Source organism: Mesorhizobium sp. C395A, assembly GCF_030323205.1.
GTDB lineage: Bacteria > Pseudomonadota > Alphaproteobacteria > Rhizobiales > Rhizobiaceae > Mesorhizobium.
This window is the reverse complement of the sequence record NZ_CP100473.1, coordinates 2,339,087-2,357,599: the sequence shown is the minus strand read 5'-3', so window position 1 is coordinate 2,357,599 and position 18,513 is coordinate 2,339,087. Positions and strand designations below refer to the sequence as shown.

The 18,513-nt window shown below is 64.0% G+C and carries 17 protein-coding genes and 1 pseudogene; 4 read left to right on the top strand and 14 right to left on the bottom strand.

Annotation, left to right across the window (positions count from 1 at the left end; all coding sequences use genetic code 11):
- Positions 1 to 177: 177 nt before the first annotated feature.
- Both mmsB and NLY37_RS11710 read right to left on the bottom strand, forming a co-directional pair.
- On the bottom strand, positions 178 to 1,062 hold the full coding sequence (gene mmsB / locus NLY37_RS11715; RefSeq protein ID WP_023691030.1) for a 3-hydroxyisobutyrate dehydrogenase: 885 nt from the start codon (positions 1,060 to 1,062) through the stop codon (positions 178 to 180).
- A gap of 23 nt (positions 1,063 to 1,085) precedes the next feature.
- Positions 1,086 to 2,252, bottom strand: a complete 1,167-nt coding sequence (locus NLY37_RS11710; protein ID WP_023741567.1) for an isobutyryl-CoA dehydrogenase — start codon at positions 2,250 to 2,252, stop codon at positions 1,086 to 1,088.
- A 148-nt stretch (positions 2,253 to 2,400) separates the two neighbouring features.
- On the opposite strand from NLY37_RS11710, the gene NLY37_RS11705 reads away from it, so the two are divergent.
- A complete protein-coding gene (locus NLY37_RS11705) occupies positions 2,401 to 3,009 on the top strand; it encodes a dimethylsulfonioproprionate lyase family protein (RefSeq protein ID WP_023670427.1) in 609 nt (202 codons plus the stop codon).
- Positions 3,010 to 3,011: 2 nt separating this feature from the next.
- Positions 3,012 to 4,487, top strand: coding sequence for a cobyric acid synthase (locus NLY37_RS11700; protein ID WP_286442409.1), 1,476 nt, complete (start codon positions 3,012 to 3,014; stop codon positions 4,485 to 4,487).
- Between the two features lie 107 nt (positions 4,488 to 4,594).
- Here the strand turns inward: NLY37_RS11700 and NLY37_RS11695 are convergent.
- The 3 genes and pseudogenes from NLY37_RS11695 to NLY37_RS11685 all read right to left on the bottom strand — a co-directional run.
- A pseudogene (locus NLY37_RS11695) lies at positions 4,595 to 4,813 on the bottom strand (AraC family transcriptional regulator); the annotation flags it as partial.
- 98 nt (positions 4,814 to 4,911) lie between these two features.
- Positions 4,912 to 5,082, bottom strand: coding sequence for a hypothetical protein (locus NLY37_RS11690; RefSeq protein ID WP_023670429.1), 171 nt, complete (start codon positions 5,080 to 5,082; stop codon positions 4,912 to 4,914).
- A 52-nt stretch (positions 5,083 to 5,134) separates the two neighbouring features.
- The gene (locus NLY37_RS11685; RefSeq protein WP_023741565.1) at positions 5,135 to 5,920 is read right to left on the bottom strand and encodes a TSUP family transporter; all 786 of its coding nucleotides are present in this window, start codon (positions 5,918 to 5,920) and stop codon (positions 5,135 to 5,137) included.
- Positions 5,921 to 6,116: 196 nt separating this feature from the next.
- On the opposite strand from NLY37_RS11685, the gene NLY37_RS11680 reads away from it, so the two are divergent.
- On the top strand, positions 6,117 to 6,548 hold the full coding sequence (locus tag NLY37_RS11680; RefSeq protein WP_023691035.1) for a TerB family tellurite resistance protein: 432 nt from the start codon (positions 6,117 to 6,119) through the stop codon (positions 6,546 to 6,548).
- A gap of 115 nt (positions 6,549 to 6,663) precedes the next feature.
- Here the strand turns inward: NLY37_RS11680 and NLY37_RS11675 are convergent, their stop codons facing one another.
- From NLY37_RS11675 to NLY37_RS11655, 5 genes are all read right to left on the bottom strand, one after another.
- A complete protein-coding gene (locus NLY37_RS11675) occupies positions 6,664 to 8,286 on the bottom strand; it encodes an ABC transporter ATP-binding protein (RefSeq protein ID WP_023741564.1) in 1,623 nt (540 codons plus the stop codon).
- Positions 8,283 to 9,152 carry an ABC transporter permease gene (locus NLY37_RS11670; protein WP_023741563.1) on the bottom strand — a complete coding sequence of 290 codons (870 nt, stop codon included), beginning with the start codon at positions 9,150 to 9,152 and terminating at the stop codon, positions 8,283 to 8,285. The genes NLY37_RS11675 and NLY37_RS11670 overlap by 4 nt, the downstream gene beginning before the upstream one ends.
- Positions 9,149 to 10,096: an ABC transporter permease gene (locus NLY37_RS11665; protein ID WP_023741562.1), complete on the bottom strand. Its 948-nt coding sequence runs from the start codon at positions 10,094 to 10,096 to the stop codon at positions 9,149 to 9,151. The genes NLY37_RS11670 and NLY37_RS11665 overlap by 4 nt, the downstream gene beginning before the upstream one ends.
- Positions 10,097 to 10,340: 244 nt before the next feature.
- Positions 10,341 to 11,816 carry an ABC transporter substrate-binding protein gene (locus tag NLY37_RS11660; protein ID WP_023741561.1) on the bottom strand — a complete coding sequence of 492 codons (1,476 nt, stop codon included), beginning with the start codon at positions 11,814 to 11,816 and terminating at the stop codon, positions 10,341 to 10,343.
- Positions 11,817 to 11,937: 121 nt separating this feature from the next.
- The gene (locus tag NLY37_RS11655) at positions 11,938 to 13,218 is read right to left on the bottom strand and encodes an acetylornithine deacetylase/succinyl-diaminopimelate desuccinylase family protein (RefSeq protein ID WP_023741560.1); all 1,281 of its coding nucleotides are present in this window, start codon (positions 13,216 to 13,218) and stop codon (positions 11,938 to 11,940) included.
- Positions 13,219 to 13,441: 223 nt separating this feature from the next.
- On the opposite strand from NLY37_RS11655, the gene NLY37_RS11650 reads away from it, so the two are divergent.
- Complete coding sequence (locus NLY37_RS11650; RefSeq protein ID WP_023681747.1) at positions 13,442 to 13,873, top strand: L,D-transpeptidase; 432 nt, start codon at positions 13,442 to 13,444, stop codon at positions 13,871 to 13,873.
- Positions 13,874 to 13,886: 13 nt separating this feature from the next.
- On the opposite strand, the gene NLY37_RS11645 is transcribed toward NLY37_RS11650, so the two are convergent.
- The 4 genes from NLY37_RS11645 to NLY37_RS11630 are packed head-to-tail and all read right to left on the bottom strand — an operon-like array spanning position 13,887 to position 18,467.
- A complete protein-coding gene (locus tag NLY37_RS11645; protein WP_031246103.1) occupies positions 13,887 to 14,894 on the bottom strand; it encodes a lipid A biosynthesis lauroyl acyltransferase in 1,008 nt (335 codons plus the stop codon).
- 3 nt (positions 14,895 to 14,897) lie between these two features.
- The gene (locus NLY37_RS11640; protein WP_023706062.1) at positions 14,898 to 15,926 is read right to left on the bottom strand and encodes a zinc-binding dehydrogenase; all 1,029 of its coding nucleotides are present in this window, start codon (positions 15,924 to 15,926) and stop codon (positions 14,898 to 14,900) included.
- A gap of 36 nt (positions 15,927 to 15,962) precedes the next feature.
- The gene (locus tag NLY37_RS11635; RefSeq protein WP_023706061.1) at positions 15,963 to 17,234 is read right to left on the bottom strand and encodes a beta-ketoacyl-ACP synthase; all 1,272 of its coding nucleotides are present in this window, start codon (positions 17,232 to 17,234) and stop codon (positions 15,963 to 15,965) included.
- Positions 17,235 to 17,276: 42 nt separating this feature from the next.
- Positions 17,277 to 18,467, bottom strand: coding sequence for a beta-ketoacyl-ACP synthase (locus NLY37_RS11630; RefSeq protein WP_023741558.1), 1,191 nt, complete (start codon positions 18,465 to 18,467; stop codon positions 17,277 to 17,279).
- Positions 18,468 to 18,513 lie beyond the last annotated feature (46 nt).

Below are 18,513 nucleotides of genomic sequence, written 5' to 3'. Positions count from 1 at the left end.
CTTACGGGCTCCGGTACGCGAGACCTGATCCGGAGCGCCGGGCGGATGCGATATGTCCGCCTCGCCATCCGTTATATAGGCACATCGTTACCGCCGGGTTATCGAGAGCTTAAGCAAATCTAAATTTGCAATTTTTCCGTGCAATAAAAATCGAGAAAAGCGCTGCCAAATCGAAACTTATAGAGAACTGCCGCGAAGGAAATTTATGATGCCGGAAAAATCCGATCCGCCATTTCCCTGGGCGTTGAACAGCGCATAAAGCTGGGCCGCTTCGGCCCCCATTGGCGTCACCGCGCCGGCGCTTTGGGCCGCCTCCTGCGCCAGTTTCAGGTCCTTCAGCATGAGTGCTGCGGCAAAGCCCGGTTTGTAGTCGCGGTTGGCGGGTGAGGCCGGCACGGGACCCGGCACCGGGCAATAGGTGGTCAGCGACCAGCACTGGCCCGACGAGGTCGAGGCAACGTCGAACAGGGCCTGATGCGAGAGGCCGAGCTTTTCGGCCAGCACGAAGGCCTCTGCGACGCCGATCATCGAAATGCCGAGCATCATGTTGTTGCAGATTTTGGCTGCCTGACCGGCGCCGTCGTCGCCGCAATGGACGATGCGGCCTGCCATCGGCTTCAGGACCGGTTCGGCCTTGGCGAAGGCATCCTTGGCGCCGCCGGCCATGAAGGTTAGCGTTCCCGCAGCAGCACCGCCGGTGCCGCCGGAGACGGGGGCGTCGATCGAATGCAGCCCGTGCTTCCTTGCTACGGCATGCGCCTTGCGGGCCGACTCGACATCGATGGTCGAGGAATCAATAAACAGGGCGCCTGGTTTGGCCTTGGGTGCGATGTCCTCGTAGACCGAGAGCACGTGCTTGCCGGCGGGAAGCATGGTGATCACGACATCGGCGTCCTTCACCGCCGCCACGGCATTCGCCATGACAATGACGCCATGCTCGCGGGCGACGGTGAGGTTTTCCGGCATCAGGTCAAAGCCGTGCACCGCGTGCCCCGCCTTGACGAGATTGGCAGCCATCGGGTTGCCCATATTTCCGAGACCAATGAAGGCGATGGTGGTCATCAATCTCTCCTGAATTGTTGCCGTCAGCGTCCAATCAACGCCCGCGCGATGATCACGCGCATGATCTCGTTGGTGCCTTCGAGGATCTGGTGGACGCGCAGGTCGCGCACCAGTTTTTCGATGCCGTAATCATGGAGATAGCCGTAGCCGCCATGCAGCTGCAGCGCCTCGTTGGCGACGTTGAAGCCGATGTCGGTGACGAAGCGCTTGGCCATGGCCGACCATTTGCCGGCATCCGACGCCTTGCGGTCGAGTTTCGAGGCGGCGGCGTAGAGAAAGATCCGCGCTGCCTGCAATTCGGTCTCCATGTCGGCCAGCCGGAACTGCAGCGCCTGGAACTGGTTGATCTTCGAGCCGAAAGCCTTGCGCTCGGCGGTATAGGACAGCGCCTTGTCGAGCGCAGATTGCGCGCCGCCGAGCGAACAGGCAGCGATGTTGAGGCGGCCGCCGTCAAGGCCGGCCATGGCGATGCCGAAACCTGCGCCTTCCCCCGACAGCAGGTTTGCAGCCGGCACCTTGCAGTCCTCGAAGATCACCTGGCGGGTCGACTGCATGTGCCAGCCCATCTTGTGCTCGTTGGCGCCGAAGGAGAGGCCGGGCGCATCCTTCGGCACGACGAAGGTGGAAATGCCCTTCGGCCCGTCGGCGCCGGTGCGCGCCATGACAACATAGAGGTCGCTGTCGCCGGCCCCGGAGATGAACTGCTTGGCGCCGTTAAGCACATAGTCGTTGCCGTTCTTCACCGCGCGCGTCTTCAGCGCCGCGGCATCCGAACCTGAACCCGGCTCGGTAAGGCAGTAGCTCGCCAGCCATTCCATCGAGGTCAGCTTCGGCAGGAAGCGTTGGCGCTGCTCGTCGTCGCCGAAGCGGTCGATCATCGACGCCGCCATATTGTGGATCGAGATGAAGGAGGAAAACGCCGGATCGGCGTGCGACAGTGCCTCGAAGATCAGCACGGCGTCGAGCCGGCCGAGCGCCGAGCCGCCGACATCGTCCCTGACATAGATGCCGCCGAGGCCGAGCGGGCCGGTCTCGCGGATTACATCGGCGGGAAAGTGTCTTGCCCGGTCCCATTCGAGCGCATTGGGCGCAACGCGATCGGCGGCGAAGGCCTGTGCCATCTCCTGGATGGCGCGCTGTTCCTCGTTGAGCTCGAACTGGCTGGTGCTCGCATCGACCGCGGCGTCCATGGCGTGCTCCCTGTGTTCCCCAGCTGGAGTTGGCTTGCTGGCCTGTTGTTTTTGGCTTTGCGCGCCGCTCAATCTAGACCAATGATGCCGCCGCGCAACCCGGCTCGCCGCGCAGCCGCTGTGCATGAATGGATCAACGGAGCATTGCGTGCCGACATATTTCGACGAATTGCTCGACCGCTTCCATGCCTATCTCCGGGGCGTGGACAACGCGCTGGTGCGGGACGCCGTGACCCGGATCGGCTGGAATATGACGGCGCGCGTGCTCGAAGCGCATCCGCTGCCTTGCCTTGGTCTGCTCGACCGCATTGTCGAACTGGCGCCGCCGGACCCGCAGCCCCTGGTGCAACTGCTGGCGGAGCGTCGTGACGATCTGTGCTGGGGGCAGACCTACAACGCGAGCGATTTTGGTGAAGCGTTCTTGCAAAAATACGGCTGGCTGGAGGTGTTTGGCACGCGCGGCCATTTCGCCAATGAAGAGGTCGCGGCCGGATTGCTGATCCTGGGGCCCGGCATCACCTATCCCGACCATCATCACATTGCCGAGGAGATCTACATTCCGCTGACCGGCGGCACCGAGTGGCGCATGGGCGAAGGCGGCTTTCACACCCGCCAGGCGGGCGAAATTATCCATCACGCCTCCAATGTCAGCCATGCCATGCGCACTGGCAGCGAAGCGTTGCTGGCGCTCTACATCTGGCGCGGCGGGCCGCTGGCGCAGAAATCGACCGTTTCCGGCGCGCAGGGCAGGGGCTGAGCATGGCCAAGGCGATCATGCTGCAAGGCACGGGTTCGGATGTCGGCAAGACGGTGCTGGTGGCGGGGCTCTGCCGCGCGGCCAGGAATCGCGGGCTGAAAGTCAGGCCGTTCAAGCCGCAGAACATGTCGAACAATGCCGCCGTCGCCGACATTCCGGGCGACGACCGCCCCGGCGGCGGCGAGATTGGCCGTGGGCAATGGCTGCAAGCGCTGGCGTGTGGTGTTCAGCCGACCGTGCATATGAATCCGGTGCTGCTCAAACCCCAGAGCGACATCGGTTCGCAGGTGATCGTGCAGGGCAAGGTGTTCGGCGAGGCGCGAGCGCGCGACTACCAGACAATGAAAGCGGGGCTGATGGACGCCGTGCTGGAGTCCTGGACGAAGGTCGGTGAGGGCGCCGATCTGGTCATCGTCGAGGGCGCCGGATCGCCGGCCGAAATCAACCTGCGCAGCCGCGACATCGCCAATATGGGCTTTGCCACACGCGCCGACGTGCCGGTGATTCTGGTCGGCGACATCGACCGCGGTGGCGTCATCGCTTCGGTCGCCGGCACGCATCTGATCCTGCCGGAGGCAGACAGGCGCATGATCGTCGGCTACCTCATCAATAAGTTCCGCGGCGATGTCTCGCTGTTCGACGACGGCATCCGGTCGATCGAAAGCTTCACCGGTTGGCGCTGCTTTGGCGTCGTGCCGTGGCTGAAGGCGGCGGCGCGATTGCCGTCCGAGGATTCGGTCGTGCTCGAACGCCTGACGTCGGGCGAGAAGCGGGCGTTGAAGGTCGCCGTGCCGATGCTGTCGCGCATCGCCAATTTCGACGATCTCGATCCGCTCAAGGCCGAACCGCAGGTCGAAGTGGTGTTCGTGCCGCCGGGGCAGCGCTTGCCGGAGAATGCCGGCCTGGTGGTCATTCCCGGTTCCAAATCGACGATCGGCGATCTCATGAAGTTCCGCGAGAATGGCTGGGATCGCGATCTCCTCGCGCACCGCAAACGCGGCGGCCATGTCGTCGGTATCTGCGGCGGTTTCCAGATGCTCGGCCGCCTGGTGCGCGATCCCGATGGCATCGAGGGCAGTGTCACCGAGGCCGAGGGACTCGGCCTGCTCGACATCGAGACGGTAATGGAACCGGAAAAGACGGTGCGCAATGTCAGCGCCCGCTCAGTGCCGTTCGGCCTGGCGCTCGAGGGCTACGAAATTCATCTCGGCCGCACCACCGGGCCGGACATGGCGCGGCCGTCGGCTGTGATCAACGGCATCGACGACGGTGCGATTTCCGCCGACGGCAAGGTTTTTGGCACCTATCTGCACGGCCTGTTTTCCGCCGACGCTTTCCGGGCGAGATTCCTGGAAAGCCTCGGCGTGAAAGGCGGCGGCATCGACTATCGCGCGGACGTGGAAAAAGCGCTGGACGAGATCGCCACCGAGCTGGAGCGCCATCTTGAGTGCGATGCGATTTTTGGGTTAGCAAGGTAGGACCGTCCACCGTTTCGCCATCCTCGGGTCTGCGCGTCCGCTTCGTTTCCACTCCGTGGATGTCGAAGTTCGGGCGCTTTCGCCGACCTTCGACGCGGCGCTGAAGGACCAAGGCCGATGGCGAAGGATTCTGCGAAACTGATCACCAGCGGGACGGTGAGCGAGGCGTATTCGACATTGCGAAAATGGCCGGGCGCCGTTTCGCGATAGCCACAAATGTCGGTGACCGCGTTCTGCAGCCGCAGGCCCGGCGCGCGCCGCACCATCTCGAACCGGTCGGCTACCGGGCGGTGCTGTTGATCGTGGCGCTCCGTCTCGCCGGACATGGTCATCCTCCGCGCGGAAGAGCCTAACGGACCATGCATCCAAAGCAAAAGCGCCCGGCTTTTGACCGGGCGCTTCGAATTGCAGAAGTCGCGGGCGCCTAGGCGCCGCGCATCAGGCAGGCGGCGGCAAGCACGATGTATGCGATGAGGACAATCCACACCGCAGCCAGAGGAATGAACGCAAGAACGCCAAGCGCGGCGAGCACGCCGATGATGGCGATGACAAGGGATATGATGAAAACAAGCTGAGTGGGTGCACTAAGATTCATGTGTGGTCCCTCCAACATGATTCGTACAACGGCACTCTATCAGGCGTGAGGCTTATACACCAATCAGCTGGCGCAATGGGTTCGCCGGGTCGGCCAGCAGCTTCACCGCCAGAGCCAGGCAGATGATCACCAGCAGCGGCTTGATCAGCCGGGCGCCGATGCGGATGGCAAGGCTGGCGCCGAGCCGGGCGCCGAGGAACTGGGCGACGCCCATCATCAGCCCGATCTTCCAGCAGACGACGCCGGCGACGGCAAAGACGATGAAGCCGCCAATGTTGGAGGCGAAATTGAGCAGCTTGGTGTGTGCCGTGGCCTTGAGCACGCCGAAGCCGGCGAGGCTGACGAAGGCCAGCATGTAGAAGGAGCCGGCTCCCGGCCCGAACAGCCCGTCATAGAAGCCGACCAAAGGGGCGATGACCAGCCCCAACAGGAAGGGCGACAGGCGCTCGGCGCGGTCGACATCGTTCATGTTGGGTTTCACGGCGAAGTAGATCGCGATGGCGATTAAAAGCAGCGGCAGCAGCGCCCGCAGGAGATCACCCGGCACGAATGCCGCCAGCAAGGCGCCGACGGCACTGCCGGCAAGGGCCAGAAGCGCCGATGGCAGCTGTCGGCGCAGATCGACATGGCCATTCATGGCGTAGTGGATGGTCGCCGAAGCGGTGCCGAAAATGCCCTGCAGCTTGTTGGTTCCAAGTGCTGCGACGGGCGGGAAGCCGGCAAGCAGCAGGGCCGGGATGGTGATCAGCCCGCCGCCGCCGGCTATCGAATCGACAAAGCCGGCTGCAAAGGCGGCGAAGGCAAGCATGATGACGGTCTGGGTAGCGAGGTCGAGCATCGGGATTTTCTGAACATTCCGGCGGGAAAGGTGGTGCCGCGCCTTCTCATGGCCATCCGGTTTGCGCAAGGCCGATTCCGCGCTACGTCCATCCAAGCGCGTTGCGCTTGGATTTCCTGTGGTGCATGTCATTATCTCAGTACCGCTGCGCAGTTTTGGGTCATGTGCGCTGGGCGGGCTCGGGAAAGGGACACTGTTGGCGATGGCATTGCTCGACCAGATACGCTCGATCTTCGATGGTGACCCCGGCGTGCGCAAGGTTGCCGACGACCCCGTGCTGTCGGCGGAACTCTTGATGCTGTTTCGCATGATCCTGGCCGACGGCTCGGTTTCGGAGAGCGAAATGGTCGCCTTCCGGCGCATCTGCAAGGACGCCTTCGGCATCCCGGAAACCAGCATCGACGCGGTCATCGAATATCTCAATGATTTCGGCTACGAGACCAACGGTTCGCAAGCCATGGCGCTGTTCCGCGATCTCGATGTCGAACGGCGCAAGTTGCTGGCGCTCCACATGGCGGAGATCGCCAAAGCCGATTCCAAACTGGCCGAGAGCGAAGTGCGGCTGTTGCGCCGCACGCTCGATTTGCTCGACATCAGCCCGGTCGATGTGGTGAAGCCGGAGGAGTGAGGCAGACCAGGGGCAACGGCCGCCCGGCCGGGTCCCCGCTGCTTCGCAGCGTCCCAGCGTTCGTGACCTTTCATCGTGCCACTGGCACGATGAATTCGCTGCGCGAACCGGTCACTCACCCCTGTTCCTGCATACGGTGAGCGATCGCCCGATGCAGATCGGGCGCAGCCGCGACCAGCGCCCTGGCCGCCTCCGACTGCGGATGATCGAGCACGTCGCCGGTCTTGCCGCGCTCGACGATCCTGCCGTCATGCATGACCAGCACCTCATCGGTGATGGCGCGGGCGACGGTCAAATCGTGAGTGATGAAGAGATAGCCAATGCCGAGCTTCTGGTTGAGCTCTGCGAACAGATCGAGGATCTGGGCGCGGATCGAGACGTCGAGCGCCGAGACCGGCTCGTCGGCGACGACCAGCTTCGGCCTGGTGATGATGGCGCGGGCGATCGACAGGCGCTGGCGCTGGCCGCCGGAAAACTCATGCGGATATTTGTCCATGTCGCTGGTGCCGAGGCCGACCTCGTGCAGCGCATGCGCCACCATCTCGCGCCGCTCGGCCGGTGTCGGCTTCGTCTCCAGTACATGCAGCGGCTCGGCGACCAGTTTTACGACCTTCTGGCGCGGGTCGAAAGAGCCGTAGGGATCCTGGAACACCACCTGCATGTCGCGCCGCGCGGCTTTGAGCTCCGCCTCGCTTTTGCCGGTGATGGTCTCGCCGCGAAAGCGGATCGTTCCCGATGTCGATTTGTCGAGCGCCAGGATCATGCGGGCAAGCGTTGACTTGCCGCAGCCGGAGCGGCCGACCAGCGCCACCGATTGGCCCGGCGCCAGCGACAAGGAGACGTCGTCGACAGCGCGGATCGGGGGAGCGGGTTTGAACAGGGATGTACGCCGCCCGGGATAGTCGCGGGTCACGCCTTCGACCTCAAGCAGCGGTTTGCCCTGGCCGGTGGCGTGAACCTTGGCGCGCGCGGGCACGTGCATGGAGGCCAGCGCCAGCTGGCGCGTGTAGGGATGCAGCTGTTCCGACAGCGTGCGTGCGGTGTCGCCGGCTTCCATCACCTCGCCATGGCGCAGAATGGTGATGCGGTCGGCCATTTCGGTGACGACAGCGAGGTCGTGCGAGATCAGAAGCAGGCCCATGCGGTTTTCGCTGACAAGGCCGCGCAAGAGGTCGAGGATCTGCGCCTGCAGCACCACGTCGAGCGCCGTGGTCGGTTCGTCGGCGATGAGCAGCTTGGGTTTCAATGCACAGGCAATGGCGATGACGACGCGCTGGCGCTGGCCGCCCGACAGTTCGTGCGGATAGCGCGACAGCGGGAATTTGGCCTCCGGCAGGCCAACGCGGTCGAGCATTTTGCGCGCGCGGTCTTCGGCGTCGGCACGGCTTGCCCTAGTGTGCCAGCGTATGCCTTCGGCGACCTGCTCGCCGATGGTCTTGACGGGGTTGAGCGCCGTCATCGGCTCCTGGAACACCATGCCGATGTCGTCCCCACGCAGCGCGCACATCTGGTCCTCGGTTGCGGCCAGAATATCGATGCCGTCGAAGGTCACGCGGCCGGTGGCGCGCGCCGCATGCGGCAGAAGCTGCATGATGGTCAGCGCCGTCATCGATTTGCCGGAACCGGATTCGCCGACCAGGCCCATCACCTCGCGGGGCGCGACGGAGAGGTCGACCCCTTTGAGGATCGACGTGTCGCCGATCGCCAGCGACAGGTTCTCGATCTGCAGCAGGCTCATCGCTGCCGCCGCGATTTCGGGTCGAGTATGTCGGCGATGCCGTCACCGAGCAGATTGAGCCCAAGCACGGTGATGACGATGGCCATGCCGGGGAAGATCGCCATCCAAGGCGCCACCACCATGCGCGTCTGCGCGTCGAACAGCATGCGGCCCCAGCTCGGCATTGGCGGCTGTGCGCCGAGGCCGACATAGGAGAGGCCGGCTTCGGCCAAAATGCCAAGCGCGAACTGGATGGTGCCTTGCACCAGAAGCAGCGTGGCGATGTTGGGCAGCACGTGCTCGGTTGTAATCTGCGCTTTGCTCTTGCCGGCGGCGCGGGCGGCTAGGATGAATTCGCGCGGCCAGATCGCCAGCGCGCCGGCGCGGGCGACGCGCGCAAACACCGGGATGTTGAAGATGCCGATGGCGATGATGGCGTTGATTGCGCCCGGTCCGAAGATGGCGGTGATCATGATCGCCGACAGCAGCGCCGGGAAGGCGAAGACGAGGTCGTTCAGCCGCATCAGCGCCTCGTCGACCAACCCGCCGCGCGCCGCGGCAAAGGCGCCGAGCGGCACGCCGACGCCCATGCCGATGCCGACCGCGACCAGCGCCACGGCAATCGAGTTGCGGGCGCCGACCATGATCATCGACAGGATGTCGCGGCCGAAATGATCGGTGCCGAACCAGTGCGCCGCAGAGGGCGCCAGCGTCTTGTCCGAGATCACCAGTTTGGTCACGTCGTAGGGCGTCCAGACGTAGGAGATGACCGCTATTGCAGCCACCAGCACCGTGATGGCGAAGCCGATGAGGAAGGAGCGGTTGCGGAAGGCCTTGGCCAGAATGCTGCCCAACGTCTCCTCGGGGATGTCGATGTGCAGCGTCATTGCCGGCCTCGAAGGCGCGGATCGACGATGGCATAGGAGACGTCGACGACGAGGTTAACGGCAATGACGGCGACGACCAGCAGCATGACGATGCTTTCCACCACGATCAGGTCGCGCTGAGTGATCGCCTGGAACACCAGCCGTCCCAGACCAGGCAGATAAAAGACGTTCTCGATGATGATGGTGCCGGCGAGCAGGAAGGCGAATTGCAGGCCCAGAATGGTCAGAACCGGGATCATCGCGTTGCGCAGCGCGTGCCGCCATAGTACGGCGCGATAGGGCAGGCCCTTGGCGCGGGCGGTGCGGATATAATCCTCGTTCAGCACCTCGAGCAGCGCGGAGCGGGCAACGCGCGCCAGGATCGCGGCCTGCGGCAGAGCGAGGGCGATGGCCGGCAGCAGCAGCGATTTCAGCGCCGGCCAGGCGCCGGCGCTCCAGCCGGGAAAGCCGCCGGCCGGCACCAGCCGCAACCAGACGGCAAAGAGGTAGATCAGCATCAGCGCGAACCAGAAGTTCGGCACCGCGACGCCGAGCTGCGCGGCACCCATGGCAATCGTGTCACCGGCGCGGCCGCGCCGACTGGCGGAATAGAGCCCGACCGGAATGGCAATGATGGTGGACAGCGCCAGCGCGATCAGCGCCAGCGGCAGGGAAACCGCCATGCGCTCGCGGACAAGGTCGATGACCGGCACCGAATAAGTGTAGGAGCGGCCGAAATCGAGGCTGAGCAGACCGCCGACCCAGTGGAGGTAGCGCAGGAGAAGCGGCGCGTTGAGGCCCATCTGGTTGCGCAGGAGTTCGACCTGCTCGGCGCTGGCGTTGAGGCCAAGCATCAGCCGCGCCGGATCGCCGGGCAGGACTTCGAGCACGGCGAAGACGACCATCGACGCCAGAATCAGCGTTGCGATAGCGATGGCGAGGCGTTTGAGGAGGTAGGCGGTCATGGTGGCGGGACGCCCGGTGCGCCTGCGCCCTGAAAATCGAGTTCCCGCCCACCCCCCTCTGTCCTGCCGGACATCTCCCCCGCAAGGGGGGAGATCAGCAGTTTCCGTGTCGTCGACCAGCGTTCAACGTTCGCGATAGGCGAAAGCGGAGATGAGAGCCCAATCTCCCCCCTTGCGGGGGAGATGCCCGGCAGGGCAGAGGGGGGTGTGACGGAGCGCAAACGCCGCCCTTTGGCCCGCCGCCTCAATCCGCCCACTTCACCTTGGTCAGGTCATTCGCCTGGATCGGCGCGTTTTCCCACAGGCCCTGCAGCTTGGCGTCCCAGACGCCGACCTTCGGCAGTTCATAGAGGAACCCCACCACGGCGTCGTCGGCCAGGATCTTCTGGGCCTCGCCGAGCAGCGTGTTGCGCTTGGCGTCGTCGGAGGTGAGGTTCAGCTCGGCGATGATCTTGTCGAAGGCCGGATTGTCGTAGTTGAAGTAATAATCCTTGCGCGAGTAGATATCGATGTCGTTGGGCTCGGTGTGGGAGACGATGGTCAGGTCGTAATCCTTCTTGGTGAACACCTGGTCCAGCCACTGCGCCCATTCGACCGGAATGATTTCGAGGTCGATGCCGACGTCGCGCAGCTGCGAGGCGATGATCTCGCCGCCAAGCCGTGCGTAGGAAGGCGGCGGCAGTTTCAGCGTCGCCTTGATGCCGTTTTCAAGGCCGGCCTGCTTCAGCAACTCCTTGGCCTTGTCGACATTGTGCGGGTAGAGGCCGGTGAGGTCGACATAGGCCTTGCTGGCGGGCGACATGTGCGAGCCGATCGGCACGCCGAGGCCGGCCGAGGCGCCGTCGATGATCGCCTTGCGGTCGAGCGCGAAGGCAATCGCCTGCCGCACCTCGAGCTTGTCGAAAGGCGGCTTCTTGTTGTTGATCGCCAGAATGGTCTCACCCTCGGTCGAGCCGATCACCACCTTGAAGCGCGGATCGTCCTTGACCTGCGCGACGCTGTCGGGATCGAAGAAAGGGAAAGCCTGGATGTCGCCGGAGAGCAGCGCCGGCACGGCGGCAGCAGCGTCGGGAACGATGCGGAACTCGGCCTTGTCGAGGGATACCGGGGCGCCCCAGTAAGTGTCCGATTTCACCAGCGTGATCGACGAGCCCTTGGCCCAGCTCTGGAATTTGAACGGGCCGGTGCCGATGGGCTTTTCCTTGTTGGTGTCTGCGCTCTCGGGCGCCACGATCACCGCGTCGCCCCAGCCCATATTGTAGAGGAACGACCCCTGCGGGTTCTTCAGCGTCACCTTGACCGTCGTCGGATCGACGACTTCGACCGTATCGATGGCGGCGAACAGGGCCTTTTGCGCGTTTACGGAATTGTCGGCGCGGGCGCGGTCGAGCGAGAACTTCACGTCGCCGGCGTCGAAATCGCTGCCGTCATGGAATTTGACGCCGGTGCGCAGCTTGAAGGTGTAGACCTTGCCATCGTCGGAAATGGCCCAGCTCTCGGCGAGGTCGGGCAGCACTTCGCCATTCGGGCCGATGCGGGTCAGGCCCTCGAAGACGTTGGCGTAGAGCACTTCGTCGATCGCCGCGGCAGCACCGGCGGTCGGATCGAGATGCGGCGGCTCGAGCGGAATGCCGATCACCAGGTCGGTGCGTGCGGCAAATGCCTGACTGCCGGCCAGTGCCAGCACCGTGGCGGCAAGAATGGTTTTCCACAATTTCATCGTGCAACTCCCAAATGCTCGAACCCTGGTGCGATAGAAGCGTGATTTCGAGGTGGAGTAAATTGCGTTTCGTGCTCTGCAGCGGCGCGGGGAGGAATGTTTTTTCAGCGAAGTCGATGGTTCAGTCCGCGGCCGTGCCCCTAAGCAGCACATTCAGCCCGATCGCCATCACCTTGGCCGACTCCACCATATCAGAGATGCCGACCCATTCGTCGGGCCGGTGGGCGAGGTCCAAAATGCCCGGGCCATAGGCGATGCAATCATAGATGTGGCCGACGCGGGCGATGTGCTTCTGGTCGTAAGTGCCTGGTGAAATGACATATTCCGGCTCGCGGTCGAAGATCGCCATGATGCCTTGCGCCACCGCCTTGACCACCGGCGCATCGCGCTCGGTCATCAGCGGCAGCACCTCCATCAGGTCGCGAATCTCGTAGTCGAACTTTTTGCGCTCGCGCTTCAGCCGGTCGAGCATATCGGTCACCTCGCTCTTGACCGTGGCAAGGTCCTCCTCGAGCAGGAAGCGGCGATCGATGGTCAGCCGGCAGGCGTCGGGCACGTTGGGTGAGGGCAGGCCGGGGCGGAAATCCTCAGTCTGGCCGCCATGGATCGAGTTGATGTTCATGGTCGAGCGCTTTGCGCCTTCGGGCACGACAGGCATGCGCGTCACCTTGCGGTCGAGCGCCGGAAACAGTTCATCCTCGAAGGCCTGCAGCACGGCGCCCATGTGGCGCACGGCATTGTCGCCGAGGAACGGCATCGAGCCATGCGCGATCTCGCCCTTGGTCTCGATCTCCGCCCACCAGACGCCGCGATGGCCAAGACAGATGCGGTCCTTGTTCAGCGGCTCGGGGATGATGACGTGGTCGACCTTGGGTTTCGAGAAATAGCCAAGCTTCGCCAGATGGGCGACGCCGCCGAAGCCGCCGGACTCTTCATCGACGGTGCCGGAGATTTCGATGGCGCCAGGAAAGTCGGGGAATACCTCCATGAAGGCTTCCGCCGCGATGATCGAGGCGGCCATGCCCCCTTTCATGTCGCAGGCGCCGCGCCCGTAGACCTTGCCGTCCTTCACCACGCCGGCAAAGGGATCGACGCTCCAGCCCTCGCCGGCTTCGACCACATCGATGTGCGAGTTGAAATGGACGCAGGCCCCAGGCGAGCGGCCGTCGAAGCGGGCGACGACATTGACGCGGGGATAGCGGTCGGTATCGCCGGGCGTGCCTTCGGCGCGGATGAATTCGGTTTCGAAGCCAAGCCTGCCTAGGCGCGCACCTATATATTCGACGCAGGGGCGATAGGCTTCGCCAGGCGGGTTGATGGTCGGGAAGCGGATCAGGTCGGCGGTCAGTGCGACCAAGTCATCAACACGGGCGTCTATCGCTTTGAAGAGTCGTTCGTTCATTCCCGGATTTGAGCAGGCAAGGGGGTGGTTTTGCAAGCATCGCGCCACTGGCGCCGAAACTTCGTGTCGCAGCGGCAACTATGGCGGGAAAATCGTTCAAATTCGCTGCTTTAGATTGGCGAATTTATCAAGGACTGTGTGTTAGATCACTCACCTGTCGTTAAGAAGATGAAAAACACCGTGATGACAGAGCAGGCAAGGGGCATCAAAGGGGTTTGATCTCATGACTAAAATTGTTCTCATGGCAGCTGCTTTTGCTGCGATGCTGTTCGGCACGTCCATCGAAAGCAGGGCTGCCTCGCTGGTGGCTAGCATCGACGTCTCGTCGCAGACCATGACCGTCAGCCAATACGGCCAGGTGCTTTATCGCTGGAGCGTGTCGACCGCCCGCAGTGGCTATTTCACGCCGCGTGGCACCTATCGGCCGCAACGCACGGCGCGGATGTGGTATTCGAAGAAATACCACATGTCGCCAATGCCTTACTCGGTGTTCTTCCATGGCGGCTACGCCATCCACGGCACCGGCGCGGTCAGGCAGCTAGGGCGTCCGGCATCGCATGGCTGCGTGCGGCTGCACACCGCCAATGCCGCGATGTTCTATGCGATGGTGCGCGAAGTCGGCTTCGGCAATACGCGGATCGTTGTGACGAACTGAGGCTTTCGACGACTTAAGATTGACGCTGCCCCTGGCCGGTGGCGTTGGCCTGTCCGCGCCGGCGGCGACGCCGGCCTGAGATTTCCCACCTTTTGTGGAACCACATCCACTGTCCCGGATCCTCGCGCACCCAGCGCTCGACCACGTTGGCGAGCAGTTGGGTGGTGGCCGCGACATCGACGCTGCCGCTTTCATTGCGCGGCAAGGTCAGTTTGTCCTCGATCTCGAGGCGGAAGCGGTTGCCAGGCAGCCGCACACATCGCGCCGGATAGACGTCGCAATCATAGTGACGGGCGAGCATGCCCAGAACCGGATTGCTCTGGCATGGGCGGTTAAAGAAGATTGTCTCCAGTCCGCTGGAGAATTTCTGGTCGACCAGCACGCCGATATTGCCGCCTTTCTCCAGAATCGACGCCAGCGCGAAGGAGGCGCCGGTCGAAGACGGCAGCAAGGCGCCCATGCTCGAACGCCGCGTCGAATGGATATAATCGGCGAGGTAAGGATTGTTCGGCGGACGAAACAGCGCCGTGATCTTCATGCCGAACGTCGCGGCCGCGACCGGCAGCAGTTCGAAATTGCCGAGATGGCCGGTGAACAGGATATGCGGTTTGTCCTCGCCAGCTATCTGATGGAAATGATCGGCGCCGCCGACTTCGACGCGGCCGGGCCTCGCTGCATTCGGATCATAATCGAAGAGCGCGTCAAGAAAGATGTATTCGGCGGCGAGCCGGGCCATGTTGCCCCACATGTCGGAGGCGATGGCCTCGATCTCGACATCGCTCTTTTCGGGATAGGCAAGGCGCAGATTGTTGATGGCGACACGGTGGCGCCCGACCCGCGGACCGATGCGCCGGGCCGCCCGGTCGGCGAAATTGAGCGCCCTGTCCGCGGGCAAGAGGCGCAGCAGCGATATGATCGTCATCGCCACGCGCGCCACCAGCCAGTGCTCCATCTGGCGCAGTCTTCGGCCATAGCGGAACATGAAGTCCCGGCGGGCTTTCTTGAACACCGAGCCGGCCATAGCCTAGGAAACGCGCAGGATGATCTTGCCGAACACGTCGCGGCCTTCCATGCGCTTCAGCGCGGCGTCGATGCCGTCGAAGCCGACCTCGGTGTCGATGACAGGTGCTACCTGTCCCGCCGCCATCTTCTGCATGGCGTTGGCCATGTTCTCCATGCGGCAGCCGAAGGACCCGAGCAGCTTCAGCTGCTGCTGGAACAGCTGCATCAGATTGATCTGGGTCGACACGCCCGAGGTCGAGCCGCAGGTAACGAGGCGGCCGCCGCGCTTGAGGCACAGCATCGAGGCGGCAAAGGTGTCGGCGCCGACATGTTCGAAGACAACGTCGACGCCCTTCTTCCTGGTGAGCTTGCGCACGACCCCTTCGAAACGGTCGTCGCGGTAGTTGATGACATGGTCGGCGCCGAGCGCCTTGGCCTTGTCGATCTTGTCGTTGGAACCGACCGTGGTGATGATGGTGCAACCCATGCGCTTGGCCAGCTGGATCGCCGCCGAGCCGATGCCGGAGCCGCCGGCATGGATGAGGATGGTTTCGCCGGGCTGCAGCTTGGCATTGTCGAACAGCATGTGCTCGACGGTGCCGAAGGTGACAGGGGCGACGGCAGCGCCGACATCGGTCACGCCTGGAGGGGCCGGGACCAGCAGGCGCGCCGGCAGGTTGATCTTCTCCTGCGCAAAGCCGTCGAGATGGAAGCCGTGGACGCCCGAGACATGTTCGCAGAGATTGTCACGGCCTTCGCGGCAGGCGCGGCAAAGGCCGCAGGTGCGCGCGCCGTAGATCGACACCAATTGTCCGGGCAGCAGGCTGGAGACGCCGGGGCCGACAGCTTCGACCTCGCCGGAGGCTTCGGCGCCGACGACCAGCGGCAGCTTACGCTTGGCGAAGGCCATGCCACGCCAGCCCCAGACGTCGATATGGTTCAGCGCCACCGCCTTGATGCGCAGCGTGACTTCGCCCAATGTGGGGGGCGGCGGGGGCGGCAGGTCCACCGTTTCAAGACGGCGGTCCTCGATAAGTTGCAGTGCGCGCATGGAGCCTGTCAGTTCAGTCTGGCTGAAAAAGGTCGCTTAGACCGGTTCCCGCGCCATGACAAGGCAAGTGTTCTGGCCGCCGAAGCCGAACGAGTTCGACAGCACGGTGCCGACTTCGGCATTGCGCTTCTTGTTGGGCACCACGTCGAGCACGATCGCCGGGTCGGGATTGTCGTAGTTGATGGTCGGCGGAATGACGCTTTCGCGCATGGTCATCAGCGAAAACGCCGCTTCGACAGCACCCGCCGCCGACAGCGTGTGGCCGATCATCGACTTGTTGGACGAGACCGGCATCGAGCCGATGCGATCGCCGAACACGGTCGACAGCGACAGATGCTCCATCTTGTCGTTTTCCGGCGTCGAGGTGCCGTGAGCGTTGACGTAGTCGATCTCGTCCTTGCTCAAGCCGGCATCGGCAAGAGCGGCGCGCACTGCTGCGATCGCCGGGGAACCGTCGGGCTTGGAACGGGTGCGATGGAAATCGTCGGCCTTTTCACCGCAGCCGCGCAGGATGCCGAGAACGCTTGCGCCCCGTGCAAGGGCCGCCTCAAGCGATTCCAGCACCAGAGCGCCGGAGCCTTCGGCCAGCACAAAGCCGTCGCGGTCCTTGGAGAAGGGTTTTGACGCCTTTTCCGGGATGTCATTGTGGGTCGACAGCGCCGAGAGCAACGAAAAGCGGATCAGCGCCTCGGCGGTTGCCGAACCGTCGGCGCCGATGGACAGCGCCCGGTCGCATTCGCCGCGGCGGATCGCCTCGACCCCGAGCTGGATGGCGGTGGCGCCCGAAGCGCAGGCCGTCGACAGCGTGATCGGCAGGCCGCGCGTGCCAAAGCGGTCGGCCAGCCGGTCGGCGATCGCGCCGAACTGCGTGCTTGCGAACGTATCTGTTTCCTTCAGCCCGCGCGCCACCCTGAGCAGCCTTTCGGCGCCGGCGCCTTTGCCGTCGGAATTGTAGAGCGCGAAGCGGTCGTGCCAGTCGAGTTCGACCGGCGGCGAGGCGAGGAAGAGCGGGCCACCGAAATCAGAGGAATCGAGGCCGGATTCGGCCACCGCCTCATTCGCGGCGGTTTCGGCCAGTTCGTAGGTCAGCAGGCTGGCGCCTTTCGAGCTTGAGTCGAGGAAATCGACCATACCGGAGATGCGGGTGTTGAGGTGGTCGACGGGAAAGCGGGTGATCGGGTGGATGCCCGATTTGCCGGAGGTCAGTGCCGCCCAATTGTCTGCCTTGCCGATGCCGAGCGAGGTTACCACGCCGATGCCGGTGACGGCGACGATCGGCCTGCCCATGTGATCTCTGAGATTGGCCATCCGGAACCTCTTAACTTTGCAGCATGGTCGCGCAGCGCTGCATCAAGCAGCGTTGACCAGCGCCATGCCCTCGAATTGGTGATAGCCGATTGCCGTTGCGAGCACGGTTTCGGGAATGCCTTCGAACGGCTTCTCGGCCGCGGCGTCGAAAACGGGGTAGGCGGCCTTGCGGTCGACGGCCAGGGCGGCGAGGGCGACCGCGAATGGAAACTGCGCTTCCTTCATATGCCCGGTCAGCGTCGCGAAGCCGCGCGCCGATATCGCCGGATTGGCATCCAGCGCTGCCTTTTCGGCTGACGTTGCGGTATGCGCCCCGGATGCGCCCGACAGGGCCAGCAACTTGCCGTTCGGGAGAGTTGCCTGTTTGAGCAGTGTCGCGATCTCGGCGTCAAGCTCGCCGCGCGAACGCCGGGCGCGGCCTGAGACGACCGGTCCGAGCTCGGCATAGATTTTGCGGCCGCGGCTTTGCGCGTGTTCGCGCTGCTCCAGCACCAGGAACGCGCCGCCGGAGCCGGAGACTAGGCCGCCGCCCTCGGCGCCCTGTCTCTGCCAGACCGGCTTCCATGGGCCGCGATGCAGATAACCGGCCAGCTCATAACCGAGCAGCATGTCGGAATGTTCGGTCTGGAAGGCGCCGCCGACCAGTATGTGCGTCGACTGTCCGGAGCGGATGCGCGCGGCGGCGGTCTCGACGGCGGCGACGCCGGCACCTTCCTCGCCCATGAAGGTCCTCGACGATCCCGTCACCTTGTGGACGATGGAGATGTTGCCGGCGAGCAGATTGGAGAGCTGGGCCAGGAAAAGCGTCGGCCGCAATTCGGTGGTCAGTTTCTCGTTGAGCAGCACGTCGCGGTCGTTGCGGCTCTCGGACGCTGCGAGGATGGCGGCATCGACCGCCTCGTCCCGCTCGCCGCCGCCGGCGGCCACCACCATGTCCATCGTCGTGCAGAGATCGTCATTGCCCTTGATGCCGGCGTCATCCAGCGCCATGCCGGCGGCATAGGTGCCCAGCCTCTGCCATGTTTCCATCTGCCGCTGGTCGCCGCGCTTGGCGATCTGCAGGTTCCAGTCGATCTCCGGCAGGGGATGCACGGTGTAGGGCGCAAAGCGCGCGGATTCGAGCACCGGCTGCAGGCCCGGCTGCGCCAGCTTCTGCCAGTGGGTATCCGGACCCTCTCCCAGCGAGGAGACAAGGCCGATACCGGTGATGACGACGTCGCGAGGGCTGCTCATGAGCGGCTTTGTGGGTCAGGCGGCGCAGCCCGTCAAGGCCGCGCGC